21 protein-coding genes and 1 tRNA gene are annotated in these 20865 nt (G+C 66.0%); 11 read left to right on the forward strand and 11 right to left on the reverse strand.

The window, feature by feature from the left end:
- The 6 genes from infB to VGG47_RS11585 form a co-directional block, all read right to left on the reverse strand.
- The coding region (gene infB, locus VGG47_RS11560) for a translation initiation factor IF-2 (RefSeq protein WP_331538648.1) at positions 1-1969 on the reverse strand (1969 nt) is incomplete at its 3' end.
- Between the two features lie 54 nt (positions 1970-2023).
- Positions 2024-2611, reverse strand: coding sequence for an RNA-binding protein (locus VGG47_RS11565; RefSeq protein WP_331538684.1), 588 nt, complete (start codon positions 2609-2611; stop codon positions 2024-2026).
- 37 nt (positions 2612-2648) lie between these two features.
- A complete protein-coding gene (gene nusA, locus VGG47_RS11570) occupies positions 2649-4163 on the reverse strand; it encodes a transcription termination factor NusA (protein WP_331538650.1) in 1515 nt (504 codons plus the stop codon).
- 16 nt (positions 4164-4179) lie between these two features.
- A complete protein-coding gene (rimP, locus tag VGG47_RS11575; protein ID WP_331538652.1) occupies positions 4180-4704 on the reverse strand; it encodes a ribosome maturation factor RimP in 525 nt (174 codons plus the stop codon).
- A 309-nt stretch (positions 4705-5013) separates the two neighbouring features.
- Entirely contained in the window at positions 5014-6447 is a 1434-nt protein-coding gene (gene glnA, locus VGG47_RS11580) for a type I glutamate--ammonia ligase (protein WP_331538654.1), read from the reverse strand.
- Between the two features lie 163 nt (positions 6448-6610).
- On the reverse strand, positions 6611-6949 hold the full coding sequence (locus VGG47_RS11585) for a P-II family nitrogen regulator (RefSeq protein ID WP_331538656.1): 339 nt from the start codon (positions 6947-6949) through the stop codon (positions 6611-6613).
- A 272-nt stretch (positions 6950-7221) separates the two neighbouring features.
- Here VGG47_RS11585 and VGG47_RS11590 point away from each other — a divergent pair, with 272 nt between their 5' ends.
- From VGG47_RS11590 to mobA, 3 genes are all read left to right on the forward strand, one after another.
- Positions 7222-8394 carry an aminotransferase gene (locus VGG47_RS11590; RefSeq protein ID WP_331538658.1) on the forward strand — a complete coding sequence of 391 codons (1173 nt, stop codon included), beginning with the start codon at positions 7222-7224 and terminating at the stop codon, positions 8392-8394.
- 209 nt (positions 8395-8603) lie between these two features.
- Positions 8604-8679: transfer RNA gene (locus VGG47_RS11595), tRNA-His, on the forward strand.
- Between the two features lie 22 nt (positions 8680-8701).
- Positions 8702-9316 (forward strand): molybdenum cofactor guanylyltransferase MobA, encoded by a 615-nt coding sequence (gene mobA, locus VGG47_RS11600; protein ID WP_331538660.1) that lies wholly within the window; start codon positions 8702-8704, stop codon positions 9314-9316.
- Between the two features lie 109 nt (positions 9317-9425).
- Here the strand turns inward: mobA and mutL are convergent, their stop codons facing one another.
- The 4 genes from mutL to VGG47_RS11620 all read right to left on the reverse strand — a co-directional run bounded on the left by mutL (position 9426) and on the right by VGG47_RS11620 (position 13471).
- Positions 9426-11189 (reverse strand): DNA mismatch repair endonuclease MutL, encoded by a 1764-nt coding sequence (gene mutL, locus VGG47_RS11605; protein WP_331538662.1) that lies wholly within the window; start codon positions 11187-11189, stop codon positions 9426-9428.
- 24 nt (positions 11190-11213) lie between these two features.
- Positions 11214-11768, reverse strand: coding sequence for an RsmD family RNA methyltransferase (locus tag VGG47_RS11610; protein WP_331538687.1), 555 nt, complete (start codon positions 11766-11768; stop codon positions 11214-11216).
- Positions 11769-12033: 265 nt separating this feature from the next.
- The gene (locus tag VGG47_RS11615) at positions 12034-12768 is read right to left on the reverse strand and encodes a pseudouridine synthase (protein WP_331538664.1); all 735 of its coding nucleotides are present in this window, start codon (positions 12766-12768) and stop codon (positions 12034-12036) included.
- Positions 12761-13471: a gamma-glutamyl-gamma-aminobutyrate hydrolase family protein gene (locus VGG47_RS11620; RefSeq protein ID WP_331538666.1), complete on the reverse strand. Its 711-nt coding sequence runs from the start codon at positions 13469-13471 to the stop codon at positions 12761-12763. The genes VGG47_RS11615 and VGG47_RS11620 overlap by 8 nt, the downstream gene beginning before the upstream one ends.
- 55 nt (positions 13472-13526) lie before the next feature.
- Here VGG47_RS11620 and VGG47_RS11625 point away from each other — a divergent pair, with 55 nt between their 5' ends.
- From VGG47_RS11625 to VGG47_RS11655, 7 genes are all read left to right on the forward strand, one after another.
- Complete coding sequence (locus VGG47_RS11625; RefSeq protein WP_331538688.1) at positions 13527-13964, forward strand: nucleoside deaminase; 438 nt, start codon at positions 13527-13529, stop codon at positions 13962-13964.
- A complete protein-coding gene (locus VGG47_RS11630; protein ID WP_331538668.1) occupies positions 13957-14613 on the forward strand; it encodes a ribonuclease HII in 657 nt (218 codons plus the stop codon). The genes VGG47_RS11625 and VGG47_RS11630 overlap by 8 nt, the downstream gene beginning before the upstream one ends.
- 113 nt (positions 14614-14726) lie before the next feature.
- On the forward strand, positions 14727-15755 hold the full coding sequence (locus VGG47_RS11635; protein ID WP_408841968.1) for a site-specific DNA-methyltransferase: 1029 nt from the start codon (positions 14727-14729) through the stop codon (positions 15753-15755).
- 284 nt (positions 15756-16039) lie between these two features.
- A complete protein-coding gene (locus tag VGG47_RS11640) occupies positions 16040-16474 on the forward strand; it encodes an HPr kinase/phosphorylase (protein WP_331538671.1) in 435 nt (144 codons plus the stop codon).
- The gene (gene rapZ / locus VGG47_RS11645; protein WP_331538673.1) at positions 16471-17364 is read left to right on the forward strand and encodes an RNase adapter RapZ; all 894 of its coding nucleotides are present in this window, start codon (positions 16471-16473) and stop codon (positions 17362-17364) included. The genes VGG47_RS11640 and rapZ overlap by 4 nt, the downstream gene beginning before the upstream one ends.
- A 10-nt stretch (positions 17365-17374) precedes the next feature.
- Positions 17375-17797 (forward strand): PTS sugar transporter subunit IIA, encoded by a 423-nt coding sequence (locus tag VGG47_RS11650; RefSeq protein ID WP_331538675.1) that lies wholly within the window; start codon positions 17375-17377, stop codon positions 17795-17797.
- A gap of 3 nt (positions 17798-17800) precedes the next feature.
- Complete coding sequence (locus VGG47_RS11655) at positions 17801-18085, forward strand: HPr family phosphocarrier protein (RefSeq protein ID WP_331538677.1); 285 nt, start codon at positions 17801-17803, stop codon at positions 18083-18085.
- Between the two features lie 123 nt (positions 18086-18208).
- On the opposite strand, the gene VGG47_RS11660 is transcribed toward VGG47_RS11655, so the two are convergent.
- On the reverse strand, positions 18209-18778 hold the full coding sequence (locus VGG47_RS11660) for a hypothetical protein (protein ID WP_331538680.1): 570 nt from the start codon (positions 18776-18778) through the stop codon (positions 18209-18211).
- Between the two features lie 193 nt (positions 18779-18971).
- Here VGG47_RS11660 and ptsP point away from each other — a divergent pair, with 193 nt between their 5' ends.
- Complete coding sequence (gene ptsP / locus VGG47_RS11665; RefSeq protein WP_331538682.1) at positions 18972-20729, forward strand: phosphoenolpyruvate--protein phosphotransferase; 1758 nt, start codon at positions 18972-18974, stop codon at positions 20727-20729.
- Positions 20730-20865 lie beyond the last annotated feature (136 nt).

Here is a 20865-nt window from a genome sequence, read left to right on the forward strand (position 1 = left end):
CGAACGGCTCGCCCGCCGTCGGTGCCGCGGACAGCCCGAGGACTTCCACCGGTGTCGAGGGGGTCGCGGCTTTCACGGCCTTGCCTTTGTCGTCCTGCATCGCGCGGACCCGGCCCCATTGGGTGCCGGCCACCACGATATCGCCAGGACGCAACGTGCCTTTCTGCACGAGCACGGTCGCGACCGGCCCACGCCCACGGTCGAGGCGGCTCTCAACCACCGCACCCTCCGCCGAACGGTTCGGGTTGGCGCGCAGTTCGAGCACTTCGGCCTGCAGAATGATCGCCTCTTCGAGCTTATCGAGGCCGAGCTTCTTCAGGGCGGACACTTCCACATCCTGCGTGTCGCCGCCCATTTCCTCGACCACGATCTCGTATTGCAGCAATTCCTGCCGCACGCGGTTCGCATCGGCACCCGGCCGGTCGATCTTGTTGATCGCCACGATCAACGGCACCTGTGCCGCCTTGGCGTGTTTGATCGCCTCGATGGTCTGCGGCATCACGCCGTCATCGGCAGCCACGACCAGCACGACGATATCCGTCACCCCGGCGCCGCGGGCACGCATGGCGGTGAACGCCTCATGGCCCGGCGTGTCGAGGAAGGTGATCTGCGCGCCCGAAGGCAGCTTCACCTGATAGGCGCCGATATGCTGGGTGATGCCACCGGCCTCGCCCGCCGCCACGTCGGTGTGGCGCAGCGCGTCGAGCAGGCTGGTCTTGCCATGGTCGACATGGCCCATGATCGTCACCACCGGCGGCCGCAGCTGCAGCTCGGTCTCGGTGTCGGCGCCGCCTTCCAGGCCAAGCTCGACATCCGAATCCGCGACGCGGCGGGCACGATGGCCGAATTCCGTAATCACGAGCTCCGCGGTGTCGGCGTCGATCGCCTGGGTGATGGTCGCCATCACGCCCATCTTCATCAGGGCCTTCACAACTTCGTTGCCGCGCGCGGCCATACGGTTGGCGAGTTCCTGCACGGTAATGGTCTCCGGCAGGATCACCTCGCGCACCACCTTCACGCCATCGGCGCGCAGCAGCTCGAGTTCGGCCTGACGGCGTTCGCGCTCACGCTGGCGGCGCACCGAGGCGAGCGAACGCACCTTCTCGTCCTCGCCCTCGATCGCGGCCTGCACATCGATGCGGCCGGCGCGACGGCGGTCGTCGCCGATCTTCTTCGGGGGCGGCACCGGCACGCCACGCTTCGGCGCGGGGCCAACGCTCGGGCGGCGCACGCCGCGCGGCGCTTCGTCTTCCTCGTCCGGACGCGCCCCGGGGCGGACCGGCTTGAGCTGCAAGGTTTCGCGCGCTGCACCGGGGGCCGCGGGCGTTTTTGCGCCGGGGGCCTGGGGTCTGGCAGCAGTGCCCGCACGCGCACCAGCGACCGGCGCCGACGCCTTGGCTTCGGCCGGGCTGGCCGGTTCCGACGCCGTGGCTTCAGCCACCGGCTCGGGCGCCGCAGCGGCGGCGGCCGCAGCCGCTTCCTCTTCGGCGGCGCGCTGCACAGCGGCCTCTTCCTCGCGGCGGCGCGCCTCTTCGGCGGCGGAGAGGATGGAGATCTTCTCCTGCTCGCGGCGTTCCGCCTCACGCTGGGCTTCGCGCTGCGCGGCCAAGCGCTGTTCGGCCAGCACGCGCTGGCGCGTCGCGACTTCCGCGGCGGTCAGAGCGCGGCCGCCCGCGACGGGGCGCGGCCGCGGGCCGTTATTCTGGGCCGGCGGAGCGGGCCGCTCGGCCGGGGTTTTCAGCGACGGGTTGGGCGTGGGTGCGGGCGCTGCGGGCGCCTGCGCGCTCGGCGCAGAACCCGGGGCCAGGCCACGTTTCTTGCGCACCTCGACCTGCACCACTTTCGAGCGCCCGTGCGAGAAGCTTTGCCGCACGGATCCGGCATCGACGGTATGTCCCGCATCGCCACGCGCTGCCGGGCGCAGGGAAAGCCTGCCTTTGGTTTCAGTCTGGTCGTTGCCGTCACTCATGCTTAAATCGGTCCATCCACTCGTCTGACCGGGGTAACCCGGCCGTGTTGGGCGTTACTGCCCGCTTGGGCCCGCTGCCGCAACACCTGCGAGCCGCAAAGCCTCTATTTGTATCTTTTCCGCCAGCCGTCCCGCCGCGATCACGGCGTGTACGGCATGCTCCCGGCCGAAAACCTGTCCCAGCTGGGCGGCGGTGAAAACCGTCACCACGGGAATATCGCGACCGCCGACAAACCGCGCCCGCTCCTCCACACTACCATCCAACGCCTGCAGTACCAGCCCAGCTTTGCCGGAGACCAGCCATTCACGCGCTTTCTCGAAACCTGAGATCGCTCCACCGCCGCGCCGCGCCAGCCCCACCAGCTCGAAAATCCGCTGCCTCAACAGCGCCTCGACCTGACCGCGCAATTCCTTCGGTACGGTCACTGGCTGCTTCGCGGCCCGGGGGAACACACCCCGCTTGAGCGCCATCTCTACCACATCGCCCGCCGCACTCAACCATAGACCGCGGCCGGGCAGGGTTGCGCCGGCATCGAAAACCAGCGTCTGATCCGGCCCCACGACAAAACGCAGCATCTCCTCGCGCGGCGCCTGCTCGCGCCGCACCAGACAGCGCCGGAGCGGCCCGCGCTCCGGTTCCATCTCGATCTCGACCTCGATCGGATCGGTGCTCTCGGGCTCAGGCAGCGTCGCCGTCACCTTCGAACCAATGCGCGCGCGCCGCCATGATGATCTCGTTCGCCGCGTCCTCGTTCAACGCGTCGGCGCCGAGAATCTCCACCAGCTCGTCACCGGCCAGATCCGCCAGATCGTCCAGCGTCTTCACGCCCTTCTCGCCCAGGGCGATCAGGTCCTTGGCGCTCAGCGCCTCGATCGTCGCGACCTCGTCGGTCACGCCGAGGGCGAGGCGACGCTCCTCCTGCTCGGTGGCCTGACGGGCCAGGAAGGTCTCGCCGCGGCGCTTCAGCTCGGCCGCGACATTCTCGTCGAACCCTTCGATCGAGGCCAGTTCCTCTTCCGGCGCCGTCGCCAAATCCTCGATGCTCTCGAACCCTTCCTGCACCAGCAGGCCGGCAATCATGTCGTCCACGTCGAGCCCTTCCACGAACAGCCCGGTCTTGCGGCGGAACTCTTCCTGGCGGCGCTCGCTCTCCTCGGCCTCGGTGAGGATGTCGATATCCCAGCGCGTCAGCTGCGAAGCCAAACGCACGTTCTGGCCACGGCGGCCGATGGCAAGCGAGAGCTGGCTGTCGGGCACCACGACTTCGACGCGCCCGGCTTCCTCGTCCATCACCACCTTGGACACCTCGGCCGGCGCCAGCGCGTTCACCACAAAGGTGGCGACGTTGGGCGACCAGGGAATGATGTCGATTTTTTCACCCTGCAGTTCGGCCACCACCGCCTGCACGCGCGAGCCGCGCATACCAACGCAGGCGCCGACCGGGTCGATCGACTGGTCGCGTGAAATCACCGCCATCTTCGCGCGCGAACCCGGATCGCGGGACACCGCCTTGATCTCGATGATGCCGTCATAAATTTCCGGCACTTCCTGGGCGAACAGTTTCGCGAGGAACCCGGGATGCGTGCGGGAGAGGAAAATTTGCGGGCCGCGCTGCTCTTCGCGCACGTCATAGATGAAGGCGCGCACTCGGTCGCCGTTGCGCAAATTCTCGCGCGGGATCGTCTCGTCACGGCGCAGCAAGGCCTCGGCGCGGCCGAGATCGACCATCAGGTTGCCGTATTCGGTGCGCTTCACCACGCCGTTGATGATCTCGCCGACGCGGTCCTTGAATTCGTTATACTGCTTGCTGCGCTCATATTCGCGCACGCGCTGCACGATCACCTGCTTGGCGGTCTGCGCGGCGATGCGGCCGAAATCGATCGGCGGCAGCGGATCGACAATGAAATCGCCGACCTCTTTCTCCGGCGCGAAACGCTTGGAGATGCTGACCGGGATCTGCGTCTCCTCGTTCTCCACGGTCTCGACGATCTCGGTCCAGCGTGACAGCCGCACATCGCCGGTCTTGCGGTCGATGGTCGCGCGGATGTCCTTCTCATGCCCGTATTTGGCGCGCCCGGCCTTCTGGATCGCCTGCTCCATCGCCTCCAGCACATCGTCGCGCTCGATCTGTTTCTCACGCGCCACGGCATCAGCAACCAGCAGCAATTCCGGACGATTGACGGCGGTATCCATGGATGGGTCCTCTGGTTTAGTTTGTCAAAGTCGGTTTGGTCGAAAACGCAATCAGCTCATCGGTGAGCACCAGCTTGGCCTTGCGGATATCGGCGCGCTTCAGCTCTACCGCCTCGCCATTTTCCAGCTTCAAAGTCACGGCCTCGGCATCCGCGCCGACCAGCTTGCCGGTAAAACGCTTGCGCCCGTTAGGGCCGGGGAAGTGCAGCTCGATGCGCGCATCGAAGCCGGCATAGCGCACATAATCCTTGGTCCGGGTCAGCGGCCGGTCGATCCCCGCCGAGCTCACTTCCAGCGTCCAGGCGGAATCAATCGGGTCCTCGACGTCCAGCACCGCGGAGAGCAGGTGGCTGACGGCGGTGCAGTCATCCAGCGTGAACGCCGCGTCATCGGCGCGGTCGGCCATGATCTGCACGGTCGGGGTCTCGGTGCCCATCACCTGCACGCGCACAAGCTCATACCCCTGGGCCTCCAGCGGTCCAGCGATGATCTCGGCGATGCGGCCTTCGAGGCCGGTATGGTTCGGGCGATTGTCAGTCACGGGCGCAAAAATTCCAATAAAAAAGGCGGCCGTTTGAGGGCCACCCTGCAAAAGTCGGGCTTTATTTTTTGGCACCATACGCCGTTTTTTTGCGCGCGGCAAGCAAGCGGAAGGAAGGCTACTTTTTGTGAACAAAAAGTAGCAAAAAAACTTTTTTACTCTGGGCCATGGGCGTTGGCACCGACAACGCCCATGGCCCAGCATAGCCAAAAGTTTTTGCGCCGCTTTTTTCAAAAAGCGGCTGCTTTCCTTTTTCTTTTTCCTAAAAAAAACGGGGGCTTGCGCCCCCGTTTCCGTCATTCCGGCAAATTACGCGGAATAGTACATTTCGAACTCGACCGGGTGCGGCGTGTGCTCGAAACGATACACGTCCTTCCACTTGAGTTCGATATAGCTCTCGATCTGCTCTTTGGAGAACACGTCGCCCTGCAGCAGGAACTCGTGATCGGCTTCCAGGGACTGCAGCGCCTCGCGCAGCGAGCCGCACACCGTCGGGATGCCCTTCAGTTCTTCCGGCGGCAGGTCGTAGAGGTCCTTGTCCATCGGGTCGCCCGGATGGATCTTGTTCTTGATGCCGTCGATGCCGGCCATGGCGATCGCCGCGAAGCCCAGATAGGGGTTGGCGGTCGGGTCGGGGAAGCGCACTTCCACGCGCTTGGCCTTCGGGCTGGTGGTGTAGGGGATGCGGCACGAGGCCGAACGGTTGCGTGCCGAATAGGCCAGCAGCACCGGCGCCTCGAACCCGGGGATCAACCGCTTGTAGCTGTTGGTCGAGGGGTTGGTGAAGGCGTTGATTGCCTTGGCGTGCTTGATGATGCCGCCGATGAAGTACAGGCACATCTCCGACAGGTCCGCATAGCCGTTGCCGGCGAAGAGCGGCTTGCCGGCCTTCCAGATCGACTGGTGGGTGTGCATGCCCGAGCCGTTATCGCCATAGATCGGCTTCGGCATGAAGGTCGCGGTCTTGCCATAAGAGTGCGCGACGTTGTGCACGCAGTACTTATAGATCTGCATCTGGTCGGCCATCTTGGTGAGCGTGCCGAACCGGGTGCCGAGCTCGTGCTGGCTCTGCGCCACCTCATGGTGATGCTTCTCGATCGGCAGGCCCATCTCGCCCATCGCCGAGAGCATTTCCGCGCGCAGGTCGGAATCGCCATCCACCGGCGGGACCGGGAAATAGCCGCCCTTGATCGAAGGACGGTGGCCCATATTGCCTTCCGGATAGTCCTTCAGCGAGGAGCCGGGGCCCTCGATGCTGTCGACCTGGTAGGTGCCGTAATTGCCGCCGGTGCCGAACTTCACGGAGTCGAAAATGAAGAACTCGGCTTCCGCGCCAACCACGATGGAATCACCGATGCCGGTCGCCTTGAGGTAGGCTTCCACCTTCTTGGCGGTCGAGCGCGGGTCGCGCGCATAGCTCTGGCCGGTCGAGGGTTCGATGATGTCGCAGAACAGGATCAGGCTCGGCTTGGCCGAGAACGGGTCCATCACCGCGGTTTCCAGGTCCGGCTGCAGGATCATGTCGGACTCGTTGATCGCCTTCCAGCCGGCGATCGAAGAGCCGTCGAACATGAAGCCGTCGCGCAGCGAGTCCTCGTCGACCGTGGACACGTGCTGCGCCGTGTGCTGCCACTTGCCCTTGGGATCCGTGAAGCGCAGGTCGACATACTCGACGCCGTTCTCCTTGATCAGATCCAGTACCTTGCTGATGCCATCGGCGCCTTCAGCGGGCTTTTTCGCCATGCTCTGTCCCCAAACTGTTAATCATAAAACTGTTAAGCACAACACAACGGCGCCGCACCACGCGGCGCCGTATATCCAAAGTTGTTGATCGGCATGTTAACCATGCCCGCCCCCCGCCACAATGGCCGGGAGCCGCGGATAACGCGCCGCCGGACCAAAAAAGTCAGATCGCCGCGTCGCCCTTCTCGCCGGTGCGGATGCGGATCGCCTCTTCCACCGTGGAAATGAAAATCTTGCCATCACCGATGCGCCCGGTGCGCGCCGCGTTCATGATCGCATCGACCGCGCGTTCCACCACGCTATCTTCGCAGATCACCTCGATCTTCACCTTCGGCAGAAAATCCACCACGTATTCGGCCCCGCGATAGAGCTCGGTATGCCCCTTCTGGCGGCCGAATCCCTTGGCCTCCACGACCGTGATGCCCTGCAGGCCCACCTCGTGCAGCGCCTCCTTGACCTCATCCAGCTTGAACGGTTTGATGATCGCTTCGATCTTTTTCATCTGGTCCACGCCCGAAAAGCACCGGGCGCCTCCTCTGTGTCCTGCGGCCTGCGCACTTTGAGTTGGCGCGCCAGCCAACGGGCTGGCTTAAGCAGCTTTGCATATGTCGTGCCAGAACGGAATTTCCGCAGAAAGCGGGACTGAACGAAGATTGCGATCACGCAATGGTTAGCGTGGCGCAGCGCGCGGCGTCATCTGCCTATATTTTCAGCACACTTGCCCCCTGCCCCGCTGCCCTTTAATTTACCACCCATTTGGTTAGGGACGCTCCATTGAAACCTGCGAACGCGCTGCTCGAACAGACCGGCACGACGATCTTCACCATCATGTCGGCGCTGGCGACCCAGCATGGCGCCATCAATCTCGGCCAGGGCTTTCCCGACACGGATGGCCCAGCCGACGTGGTCCAGGCCGCCGCCGACGCATTGCTCGACCAGCGCAACCAATATGCGCCGCTGACCGGCCTGCCGGAGCTGCGCGCCGCCGTCGCCGCCGCCAACAAACGCTTCTACGGTCTCGACATCGATCCCACCGGCGTCGTCATCACCTCCGGCGCCACCGAGGCGATCACCGCCTGCCTGATGGCGCTGCTCAACCCGGGCGACGAGGTGGTGCTGATCGAGCCGCTCTACGACACCTACCTGCCGGTGGTGACCCTGCTCGGCGCCACCGCGAAGCTGGTCCGCCTCAACCCGCCCGACTGGGCCCTGCCGCGTGAAGAACTCGCCGCCGCCTTCTCACCCCGCACCAAGCTGCTGCTCCTCAACTCGCCGATGAACCCGACCGGCAAGGTTTTTTCGGCCGACGAGCTGGCTTTCATCAGCGAGAAGCTGCGCGAACACGATGCCTACGCGGTCTGCGACGAGGTCTATGAGCATCTGGTGTTCCGCGGCGCCCGGCACATTCCGCTGATGACCCTGCCCGGCATGGCGGCGCGCACCTTGCGCATCGGCAGCGCCGGCAAGACCTTTTCGCTCACCGGCTGGAAAATCGGCTATGTCTCCGGCAGCCCCGCCCTCGCTGCCCTGGTCGCCAAGGCGCACCAGAATCTCACTTTCGCCTCCGCCCCCAACCTGCAACGCGCGGTCGCCCTGGGGCTGGCGAAATCCGACGCATACTTCGCCGGCCTCGCCGACGATCTGCAGGAACGCCGCGATATTCTGGACGCCGGGCTGCGCCGCCTCGGCTTCAAAACCCTGCCCGCCGATGGCAGCTATTTCATCACCGCCGATGTCTCCGGCCTCGGCTATAACGGCGACGACGTCGCTTTCTGCCGCACCATCACCGAACAGGCCGGCGTGGCGGCAATCCCCGTCTCCGCCTTCTATGTCGGCACCGCGCCGACGCAGTATGTCCGCTTCGCCTTCTGCAAACGGCCGGAAATCCTGCACGAAGCCGTGACCAGGCTGGAACGCTGGCTGGTGTCCCAAAGCGCGCTGGCTTGAAAGAAAAAAGGGCTACTTTTTGTGAACAAAAAGTAGCAAAAAAACTTTGCTATGCTGGGCCACGGGCGTTGTCGCTGACACAGCCCATGGCCCAGCATAAAAAAATTTATGCGCCGCTTTTTTCAAAAAGCGGCCGCTTCTTTTCCTCTGCATGGCTCGGACGTTGACGGCGACCGCCTGACAGCGGTACGAGGCACCCAGCCCTGATGGCGGACGTAGCTCAGTTGGTAGAGCGCCGGTTTGTGGTACCGGTTGTCGCGGGTTCAATCCCCGTCGTTCGCCCCAGGGTGCTTTTGGTCCCCCCATCATGGCGCATCATCTCATGACGACCGCCGCGTTGATTCTCGCCGGCGGCCAGGGCAGCCGGCTCGGCTATGTCGACAAGGCCTTTCTGCGCCTCGATGACCGCCCCCTCATTTCGCTCCTCCTCGACCGGCTGACGCCCCAGGTGCAGCACATCGCCATCAGCGCCAATGGCGACCCGTCCCGTTTCGCGGCCTTTCACCTCCCGGTGCTGGCGGACGCGCCGGAACATGCCGGAAAAGGCCCGCTCGCCGGCGTCGCCGCCGGCCTCGTCTGGGCGCAAAAAATTGGTGCGGACACGCTGCTCACCGTGCCGGTGGACACGCCCTTCGCGCCCACGGATCTGCTGGCAGCCCTCAGCCCGGCCGCCGCCGTCGCCTGTCACGAAGGCCGTCAGCATCATCTGGTCGCGCACTGGCCGGTCTCGGTCCTGCCGGAGCTGGAAAATTTCCTGGCCGCCCCCGGCGCCTACCGGGTCCGCGACGCGCTCGCGCTGTGCGCCGCCCGCCAGGTCGATTTCACGGGCCCGATCGACCCGTTCCTCAACATCAACACCAAGGAAGATCTGGCCGCCGCTCAGCAAGCAAAAGAAAGGCTACTTTTTGTGAACAAAAAGTAGCAAAAAAACTTTGCTACTCTGGGGCATGGGCGTTGTCGCCGACACCACCCATGGCCCAGCATAGCAAAAATTTTTGCGCCGCTTTTTTAAAAGCGGCCACTTTCTTACTTCACATCCCCCGCCGCCCGAACATTTTCTCAAGCTCCGCCTGCGAGAGTTTCAAAAAGGTCGGGCGGCCGTGGCTGCAGGTCCCGGCGCGCGGCGTGGCCTCCATCTCGCGCAACAGCGCGTTCATCTCCTCCACCGTCAGCCGCCGCCCGGCGCGGATCGAGCGGTGGCAGGCGAGCCGGGCCAGCGCCGCATCCAGCCGCCCCTCCAGCGCCACCGGCGTGTCGCTCTCGGCAAACTCCTCGGCGAGGTCGCGCAGCAGCGCCGCGGCGTCGGCGTTTTTCAGCGCCGCCGGCACGGCCCGCACCAGCACCGCCCCCGGCCCGAACGCCTCGATCTGCAGCCCCAGCCGCGCCAGGCTGTCCGCCTGCGCCAGCAGCCGCAGCGCCTCGATGGGGGCGAAATCCACCACCACCGGCAGCAGCAGCGGCTGCGCCGCCACCTTGCCGGCCAAAAACTCCGCGCGCAGCCGTTCCTCGGTGAGGCGCTCATGCGCGGCGTGCTGGTCCACCAGCACCAGCGACCCATCCGCCGCCACTGCCAGCAGATAGGTGTCGAAAATCTGCGCCACCGGGGCGCCCAAAGGATGCGCCGGGTCCGGCGCCACGGCTTCGATCTGCCGCGCCGTAGGCGGGGCCGCCAGCGCCAGCTCCGCCTCGGCGAAGCCCCGCGCTGCCGTACCAACCGGCGCATAGGAAGGCGGCCGCAGCGCCAGGCCCGGGCGTGACATTTGCCCCATGGGTGCCAGCGGCGCCCGCGGCGCCGTCGCCAGGCTCACCGGGCGCTCCAGCAGCCGCGCGATCGCCCCCATCACCAGGCTGCGCACACCATTGGCATCGGCGAAGCGCAATTCGGTCTTGGCGGGATGCACGTTCACGTCCAGCGCCTCGGCCGGGATCTCCAGCCGCAACGCCGCCACCGGATGCCGCCCGGTGGCGATCACGTCGCGATAGGCCAGGCGCAACGCCATGCGCAGCACCGGGTCCAGCACCGGACGCCCGTTCACCACGAAACTCTGAAGCTGGGTGGTGGCGCGGGACAGGCTGGCCGGCCCCGCCAGGCCGGTGAGCCGCACCCCCTCGCGCGTCGCCTCCAGCTCCAGCATCACCCCGGCGGCCTCACGCCCGAACAAAGCCGCCACCCGTGCCGCCTCGTCCTGCGCCGGCACGTCGAACAGCACCCGCTCTTCCGAGACCAGCCGGAACGCAACCTGCGGCGCCGCCAAAGCCAGCCGCCACACCGCCCGCTCCGCGGCCTCCGCCTCGGCGCGCGCGCTGCGCAGAAATTTCCGCCGCGCCGGGGTCGCAAAGAACAAATCCTCGACGATCGCCCGCGTGCCGACCGACCCCGCCGCCGGCATCACCGCGCTCACCGCCCCGCCCACGACGCTGAGCCGATAGGCCGAATCCTGCCCCGCCGGACGGCTGATCAGCGTGAGCCGCGCCGCAGCACCAATCGAGGGCAGCGCCTCGCCGCGAAACCCCAAAGTGGCGATCTGCACCAGCGTCTCGTCGGCGAGCTTCGAGGTCGCATGCCGCTCGATCGCCAGCGCCAGCTGGTCTTCGGGGATGCCGCAGCCATCGTCGATCACCTCGGTCCGCGCGATCCCACCGCCCGCCAGGATCACCTCGACACGCCGCGCCCCGGCATCCAGCGCGTTCTCCACCAGCTCCTTCACCGCCGCCGCCGGCCGCTCGATCACCTCACCGGCGGCGATGCGGTTGACGGTCAGGGCGGAGAGACGGCGGATGGTCGGACTCAGCATGTCAACTACCTAACACGAATTGAGTTAAACTGTCCCAAACACCAGCCGCGCCTTGCCGTGGCTGCGTTCCGCCAGAACCTCACCCGGCGCCCATTCATCGCCCGGGCCCAATTCCGCCAGCACCACCGCCCCCGGCGCCAGCCAGCCGCGCGCCAGCAGCGCCGCCAGCGCGCGCGGCACATAATCCTGCCCATAAGGCGGATCGAGAAACACCAGCCCGTGCGGCGTCCCCGCCGGCGGCGCCAGCACATCGCCCGCGATCACCCTCGTCACCGCTTCGGCCCTGCAGGCGGCGATGTTCTGGCGCAGCGCCGCCTGCGCCGCTGCTGAGCGCTCGAAAAACACCGCCCCCGCAGCACCCCGCGATAGCGCCTCCAGCCCATACGCCCCCGTGCCGGCGAACACGTCCAACACCCGCGTTTGCCGCAGAAAATCGCCGCCGCCCCAAGGCGCATGCAGCAGAATATCAAACGCCGCCTGCCGCGCCCGCAGCCCCGTCGGCCGCGTCTCCAACCCCGCCGGCGACGCCAGACGCCGTCCCCGCCAGGTCCCGGCGATCAGTTTCGGGCCTGGGGTCATGAATGCGCCGGTAAGTAAGGCCAAGGGGCGCTGCCCCTTGGAACCCCGCTAAGGGCGGAGCCCTTAGAACCCATTAATAGGGTAATGGAGGCGGGGGCCGCACGGGCGTTGGAAACACTCGGGCCCCCGCCTCCATTACCCTTATTGCGGATCCAACGGCGCTGCCGTTGGCAGGGGGTCGGCGGCCCAAAGGGCCGCAGCTTAAGCAAACGGCGCGCCTTCGGCGCGACGGGACAGCGGCCCCCTGGACTTGCTCACGGACGCCTCATTTCCCAAGACCCGGCACCTGCTCGCGGAGGATCTTGCCGTTGACCTCTTCGGCAGCGCCGCTCGCGAGGTTGCCGAGCTGGAACGGGCCGTAGGCGACGCGGATCAGGCGCGTCACGGGCAGGCTGAGGGCTTCCATGACGCGGCGGATTTCCCGGTTCTTGCCTTCGCGCAGCGAGACGCTGAGCCAGGTATTGGCGCGCTGCACGGAATCGATGGCGCCTTCGATCGGGCCGAAGCGCGTGCCGTCCACGACCATGCCGTCGGCCAGGCGTTTCAGCTTCTCCGGGGCGACGCCGCCATGCACGCGCACGCGGTAGCGCCGCAGCCAGCCGGTTTCCGGCAGTTCGAGCTGGCGCGAGAGCGCACCGTCATTGGTCAGCAGCAGCAGGCCCTCGGAGGTGAGGTCGAGCCGGCCGATGCTGATCACCCGCGGCAGGCCCGGCGGCAGATGCTCGAACACGGTCGGCCGCCCTTCCGGGTCCTTGTGCGTGGTCACCAGCCCGTCGGGCTTATGGTAGCGCCACAGCCGGGTGCGCTCCGGCTCGCTCACCGGCTTGCCGTCCAGCAGCACCATGTCGCCGTCTTTGACGAACACCGCCGGATGCGTCACCGGCTCGTTGTTCAGGCGGATGCGCCCGGCGGCGATCATCACCTCGGCGTCGCGGCGGCTGGCGATGCCGGCGCGGGACAGGAATTTGGCGATCCGCTCGCCGCGCGCTTCCTCAACCACAGGAGGCCGCCACGAAGGCCGCGAAAATCGCCTTGTCGCCCAGATCGACGAAAAATTCCGGATGCCATTGCACGCCGATGCAGAAGCGCTGCGTCGGGTCCTCGATGCCCTCGATTACCCCGTCCGGCGCCACGGCATTGACCACGGCGCGCCCCGGATCACGCACCGCCTGGTGGTGCGAGCTGTTCACCTGCATGCGGGCGCCGACCAGGCTGTGCAGCAGCGTGCCCCGGCTGATGCTGACCTCGTGGCCGGGCTCGCTGTGCGGAATCTTCTGCTCATGTTCCAGCGCGTTGGGGATGGCGTCCGGGATATGCTGGATCAGCGCGCCGCCCAGCGCCACCGCCAGCAGCTGCTGCCCGCCGCAAATGCCCAGCACCGGCATGTTGCGCGCCAGCGCGCCGGTGAGCAGCGCCAGTTCCGCCTGGGTCCGGCCGGATTTCAATGTCACCGTCTCATGCCGCGCGCCGTCGCCATACAAAGTCGGGTCCACGTCGAAGGCGCCGCCCGTCACGATCAGCCCGTCCAGCCGGCCGAGATAGCCTTCCGCGAGGCCCGGATCGTGCGGCAACGCCACCGCCAGCCCGCCCGCCGCCGCCACCGCCGCCGTGTAATTTTGCCGCAGCGCGTACCAGGGATATTTGGACCAGCCGCCGGCCGGTTCGGCGTCGAGCGTGAGTCCGATCAAGGGGCGAGTTATCATGCGGTGCAACTAGACCGGCCCGACACTCCAAGGCAAACTTTACCTGATGACGCCGATGGATCTTGCCCTTGACGAAGCCAGACATGCCGCCGCGCGGGGGGAAATCCCGGTCGGCGCGGTGGTCACCGATGCCGCAGGTGTGATCCTGGCGGCGGCGGGCAACCGCACCGAGGCGGCGCGCAATCCTGCGTTACATGCCGAAATGGTGGCCTTGCAGGCCGCCGCAACCTCCCGCGGCGAAAAGTTTCTCGCCGATTGCACGCTGACGGTAACGCTGGAGCCCTGCGCCATGTGCGCCGGGGCCATCGCCGCCTTCCGCATCAAGAAACTGGTGTTCGGCGCCTATGACCCGAAATCCGGCGGCGTCGAGCACGGGCCGCGCGTGTTCGCCCACGCCACCACGCATCACAAGCCGGAGATCATCGGCGGGGTACGCGACTCGGATTGTTCTGCTCTACTGACGGCTTTCTTCGCCGGATTGCGTCATGCCTGACCTCAAGCACGAAAAACGGATCGGCGGCATCGTCGCCGGAGTGGACGAGGTCGGGCGCGGCCCGCTCGCCGGCCCGGTGCTGGCCGCCGCGGTGATCCTGCCCGCCAGATTGCCGCGCGGCTTCGCGGCGCTGATCGACGATTCCAAAAAACTTTCTGGTCCGGCCCGCGCCGCAGCCCTCATCGCGCTGAAACGCTCCGGCGCCACAATTGCCTTCGGCGCCGCCTCGGTGCCGGAAATCGCCACCCTCAACATCCTGCACGCCTCGATGCTGGCGATGCGCCGCGCCATCGCCGCCCTGCCGGTCCTCCCCGACCATGTGCTGGTGGACGGCAACCGCGTGCCCGGCGGCGCCATTCCCTGCACCGCTCTGGTCGGCGGCGATGCGCTCAGCCTGTCGATCGCCGCGGCCTCGATCGCCGCCAAGGAGCTGCGCGACGCGCTGATGCGCCGGCTGCACAGCCGCTACCCACTTTACGGTTGGGCGCAGAATGCCGGCTACGCCGCCGCCCAGCACCGCGCCGCGATCCTGCAGCACGGCCCTACCTGCCATCACCGCATGGGTTTTGGCCCCTTGCTGCGCGGCATGCATGACCCGCTGACGGCCGAGCTTTCCGCCGACGATGACCTTGTTGCGGAGTTGACGTGACTACGGACGCCCCGCCAGTTAAGCGGGGAGTAAGAATTTGAGGGTTTGCCTTGCCCGTGGAAGTCCTGCGCGAACTGCCGCTTGACCAGATCCTGCTAGGCGATGCCGGCAACATGCTCCGCATGCTGCCGGACGCTTCGGTGAACTGTGTCTTCGCAGATCCGCCCTATAACCTGCAATTGCGCGGGGAGTTGCGCCGTCCGGATGACAGCCTCGTCGACGGCGTCGACGACGACTGGGACCGCTTCGACGATTTCGCCGCCTATGACGCTTTCACCCGCGACTGGCTGGGCGAATGCCGCCGCATCCTGCGCAAGGACGGCACGCTCTGGGTCATCGGCAGCTACCACAACATCTTCCGCATCGGCGCGATCTTGCAGGATCTGGGCTTCTGGATCCTCAACGACGTGATCTGGCGCAAGACCAACCCGATGCCCAATTTCCGCGGCCGGCGCTTCACCAACGCCCATGAGACCATGATCTGGGCCGCGAAATCCAAGGAATCACGCTACAAATTCAACTATCAGGCCATGAAGGCGCTGAACGACGACCTGCAGATGCGCAGCGACTGGACGATGCCGCTCTGCACCGGCACTGAACGGCTCCGCAACACGCACGGGCTGAAACTGCACCCGACGCAGAAACCCGAGGCGCTGCTGCACCGGGTGATCCTCTCCTCCACCAGCCCGGGGGAGATCATCGTCGATCCGTTCCTCGGCACCGGCACCACCGCCGCGGTGGCCAAGCGCCTGCACCGGCATTTCATCGGCATCGAGCGGCATCCCGCCTATGTCGAGGCCGCCTGGGGCCGCTTGCAGGCCGAGGCGCGCGCGCCCGCCAGCGCCGTAATCGCCCCGCCGACCGGGCGCGAGGCGCCGCGCATCGCCTTCGGCAGCTTCGTCGAACGCGGCATTCTGCGCCCCGGCACGCAGCTGACGGACAAACAGCGCCGCGTCGCCGCCGAGGTGACCGTGGAGGGCACGCTGATCTCCGGTGCCCATCGCGGCTCAATCCACCAGGTGGGAGCCGCAGTGCAGAACGCCCCCTCCTGCAATGGCTGGACGTTCTGGCATTTCGAACGCGACGGCGCGCTGCTGCCGCTGGATATCCTGCGCAAGGAAGACGCCGCGCCGGTCGGTTGAGGTAGGAAGGCAAGGCTACTTTTTGTGAACAAAAAGTAGCAAAAAAACTTTGTTATGCTGGGCCATGGGCGATATCGGCGACAACGCCCATGGCCCAGCGGAGCCAAAAGTTTTTGCGCCGCTTTTTTCAAAAAGCGGCTGCTTTCTTCCCTCCGCCAGGTCTGCACGCCCTGCGTGTAAGACGAAATTTCATAAAACAGCGCGGCACCCAAAGCCTTGTATACCCGCTTTCGTCACAGGCAGGGGCCTTTCGCGGTTGCCAAAAACTTGCCACATTCCCCGCCATGCGTTTGCACGCCTCTTGCGCCGCCCGGCCCGGTCCCGACGGTTGTGACGCCGTTTTGCTCACCGGCCCGTCCGGTGCCGGCAAGTCGGACCTGTTGCTGCGCTTGATCGATCGCGGTTTCCGGCTCGTCGCCGACGACCAGGTGATCGTCGAAGGCGGGCAGGCTTGCGCGCCTTCCGCCCTGGCGGGGCTGCTGGAGGTGCGCGGCCTTGGTATTTTTCGCCTCCCCTTCCTGACCACGGCCACGCCGCGCCTCATAGTACGGCTTGGCATCGCGGTTGCGCGCCTGCCGATGCCGGAGCGGGATGCTGAGCTGGGTCTGCCGGTCGTGACCATCGACCCGCATCACCCCTCCGCGCCTGACCGTGTCACCTTGGCGCTGGAGGCCGCCTGCGGGCACGTCGCCCAGCTGGCGGGGGCGTTCGCGGCATGAGCCGGGCCAAGCGCGCCGTCGTGCTGGTCACCGGCCTGTCCGGTGCGGGCAAGATCTCCATCCTGCGCACGCTCGAGGATCTTGGCTTCGAGACCATGGACAACCCGCCGCTCGACACGCTGGAAGACCTCGCAGCACAGGCGGCAGGCAATCTGGCGGTCGGCGTGGACGCGCGCTCGCGCGGGTTCGCCGCCGACACGGTGTTGCGCAAGCTGCAGCTCTTGCGCGAAAATCCCGACCTGGCGCCGACCCTGGTCTACGCCACCGCGTCGGACGAGGATCTGCTGCGCCGCTATTCGGAGACCCGCCGCCGCCACCCACTGGCGCAGACCGGCACGGTGGCCGACGGCATCAAAGAGGAGCGGGAGCTGACTCTGCCGCTGGCCCATACCGCCGATCTGCTGATCGACACCTCACACCTGCCGCTACCGCGGCTGCGCGGCATCATCGAACAGAATTTTGGCGCCGGTGCGCCCGGGCTTGCCGTCTCCCTGATCTCCTTCGCCTATCCCGCCGGCCTGCCGCGGGAAGCAGACCTGGTCTTCGACGCACGCTTCCTTCGCAATCCGTATTACGACCCGGATTTGCGCCCGCTTTGCGGCCTCGACCCGGAAATCGGCAAGTTCATTGAAAATGATCCTGATTTTTCAGCATATTTTTCCCGAATCGCCGAACTTGTGAAATTTTTATTGCCGCGCTTCGTGCAGGAAGGAAAAAAATATGCAACAATCTGTATCGGATGTACCGGCGGGCAACACAGATCTGTGTATATGATTGAAAAACTGAGTGCCTATCTAGGCGAAGCGGGATGGCAGGTAGGCGTTACCCACCGCGAGGCCGGAAAGTTCGAGTCCGCTCGGACCAGCCTGATTATGGACGCCAAGGAATGATTTTTTCACCATGATCGGTTTGGTTCTCGTCACCCATGGCACGCTGGCCAACGCGCTGCGCGACGCCATGGAACATGTCGTCGGTAAGCAAAAGGATGTCGCCACGGTGTGCATCGAGTCGGACGCGGAATTCGACAGCCAGCGCGCCGAAATCGCCAGCCGCGTCGCCGAGGTCGATTCCGGCGACGGCGTGATCCTGCTGACCGACATGTTCGGCGGCACCCCCAGCAACCTCGCCATGTCGATGGCGACCCAGCCCGGCATCGAGATCATCGGCGGCGTCAACCTGCCGATGCTGGTGAAGCTGGCGAAAATCCGCGGCACGCAGGCGCTGCCCGAGGCAGTGCAATGCGCCGAGGCCGCCGGACGGAAATATATCTGCTCCGGCCACGAGGCTCAGCCCTCCATCATACCCCAGCGCGCCGCCGAATAAGCCATGAGCGATACCGGTTCGGTTGCCATGGAGGTTGGCATCATCAACCGGCGCGGCCTGCACGCCCGCGCCGCCGCCAAGCTCGTCACCCTGGCCGAGCGCTTCAGCGCCACGGTCGAAATCGCCAAGGACGGCCAGTCCGTTTCCGCCCGCTCCATCATGGGGCTGATGATGCTCGGCGCCGGCCCCGGCAGCACCGTGCTGCTCACCGCCGCCGGGTTTGACGCCAAGGAAGCCCTGGACGCCATCGCCGCGCTGATCGAAGCCGGCTTCCACGAGACGGACTGAACAAACAGAGCGAAGGAACCTGTTCAGGTAAGCGCAGGGGAAGGCGGCACAAGCGGACGCAATCTCGGCTGGCAAGCCACGCCTCTCATTGGACCTTCGCTCGTAAGACGCCCGTTGAGTGGCCTATTCTGTAAAAGCGTCAACTGCCCATGCCTCTCCACTCTTGAGATACATTTGCGTCACGTCGAGCCAGCGAGCCAGCGACATCAACCGGAGACCATACGGCTCAGACCACGCTTGAGCTTCAGAGACAAAGGGGACTCCATCACCGGGACGGCGGACGACCTGAACGACATGCGTAATTCCGCGGGGGCGTGGGTGATTCTCGGCCCAATCGCCTCCGCCCTGCCGGAGACCGACGGTGGCATAAGGAGGCAGGGTGTCCAGGGTGATCCGGTCACCTTCCAGGATCCAGCCAGACCGTCGTTCAAGTTCCTCGATTATGTGGTCTGACCACGTGTGGACCGCCGCGACGTCACCGCCGCCAAACACCTCTCTGTCCATCGCTCGATTAGCTGCACCCATCCCGGCGGAAAGTAGAAATGCAACCCATCCGGAACAATCGATAGCTGCCGGATCAGCCTCCAGGCCACTTTCTTTGACGCCGAGCTTATACCCCACTCGCCCGGTGTAACGGTTGGCGAGAGCCCACATGGCAGCGCCTGAGGCATCAAGCCAAGATGATTTGGTCATGTTTCAATGCCAATCATAATAGTTGATTACACGTTCCCGAGTTTGGCCCTGGGCATTGTCGGCGGTACAGCCCCAGGCCCAGCATAACCAAAAGTTTTTGCGCCGCTTTTTTTAAAAAGCGGCTGCTTTCTTCCTCCAAGATTGTCCTTGTAATCGAATCGCCCAGCGATTTTATTACACCATGACATCGTTCGTGCAAAAGAGGCTGGAGCAGCGTTTTTACGGCCATGCCGTTGCCCCCGGCATCGGCATCGGCCCGGTGCACGAGGCGACCGAACCCGGACTCGTCGTCACGCACAGCACCATCGCCACCGCCGCCGTGCCGGCCGAGATCGCCCGGCTGGAAGAGGCGCTCTCCCGCTCGCGCCACCAGCTCGGCAAATTGAAGGCGCGGCTGGCCAGCCTTCCGGAACACAGCCAGGCGGAGCTGGAACCTCTGATCGACGCCTATCTGCACATGCTGAGGCCCTCCCGGCTGATCCACGGCATCAAAACACGCATCGAAACGGGCCTTGCCAACGCCGAAGCGGCGGTGTTCGACGAGGCCGAGGCACAGGCCGGGGCGATCCTGGCGCTCACCGGCTCCGACCGCGCCGGCCGCCAGCGCCGCGCCGACGAGGTGCGCGAGATTGCCCGCCGCATCCTGCGCAACCTCACCCACCAACCCTTCCGCAACTTCCGCGGTCTCGCCCCGGGCAGCATCCTCGCCGCGCAGGAATTGCGCCCGTCCGACGCGGCGCTGATCCAGCCCAGCCAGTTCGCCGGCATCATCACCGCCGAGGGCGGCACGGAAAGCCATACCGCCGTGATGCTGCGTGCGTTGGGGCTGCCCGCTGTGCTCGGGGCCCACGGCGTGCTGGAGGCGGCCCGGCCCGGCACCCCGGCGATCATCGATGGCGATGCCGGCGAGATCATCCTCAACCCGAGCCAGGCCAGCCTCGACGCGGCGCGGAGCAAAATCGCGGACATCACCCGCAGTCGCCGCCTCCTGGCACGGCTGCAGCGCCTGCCGGCGGAAACCCGCGACCATGTTTCCATCGAGCTGCAGGCCAATCTGGAACTGCCGTTCGAGCTGCCGCTGATCGCCCAATCGGGCGCGCACGGCATCGGCCTGCTGCGCAGCGAATTCATGTTCATGAACCGCGAGAGCCTGCCGGACGAGGACACGCAGGCGCAGATTTATACCGAAATCGTCGCCGCCATGGAGGGTGAGCCGGTCACCATCCGCCTGCTGGACTGGGGTTCGGACAAGGATGTTGAGGCGCTCAACGCCTATCTGCCGCAGCCGCCGGAGCCGAACCCGGCGCTCGGCCTGCGCGGCATCCGCCTGCTGCTGCAGCACCCGGCGCTGCTGGAAACCCAGCTCGCCGCGATCCTGCGCGCTGGCGCCGCCGGGCCGGTACGCATCATGGTGCCGATGGTCTCGCTGTGCGCCGAACTGCAAGCGACGCACGCCGCGCTCGACCGCGTCTGGCGGCGGCTGAAACGCCGGCGCGTGCCCATGGCGGCGCAACAACCGCCGCTCGGCATCATGATCGAAACCCCCGCCGCCGCCCTGTCCGCCCGCCAGCTCGCGGCCGAGGCGGCGTTCTTCAGCATCGGCACCAACGATCTCACGATGTACGCCCTCGCCACCGATCGCTGCCTGCCCGCCGGCGGAAACCTCTACGATCCGCTGGAGCCGGCGGTGCTGCGCCTCATCCACATGACCGCGCAGGCCGCCATCGACGCGCAAATACCCGTCGCAATCTGCGGCGAGCTGGCGGCACGGGAACACATCACCCCGCTGCTGCTCGGCCTCGGCATCCGCCAGCTCTCCATGCACGGCGCCGCCGTCCCGCGCGTCAAAAAAGCCGTCCGCGCGCTTAATTTCGCCGACTGCGTCGCCCTGGCGGCGGCGGCGCTCGCGGCGCCGGATGCGGCGGCGGTGCGGGAGATTTTAGGGAAGTAATACCAATCCGCCTAAAGACTGACACATGCCCAATCGCGGCTACCGATTGAGTTGATGCGGTCTGGATCGGCGATGAACCAGTTCCATGCGGTTTTGCAGGCTTCCACGATATCGTCGTATGTGTCCCAGACCGTGG

Origin of the sequence: Acidocella sp., from assembly GCF_036489515.1 — a bacterium.
GTDB lineage: Bacteria > Pseudomonadota > Alphaproteobacteria > Acetobacterales > Acetobacteraceae > Acidocella.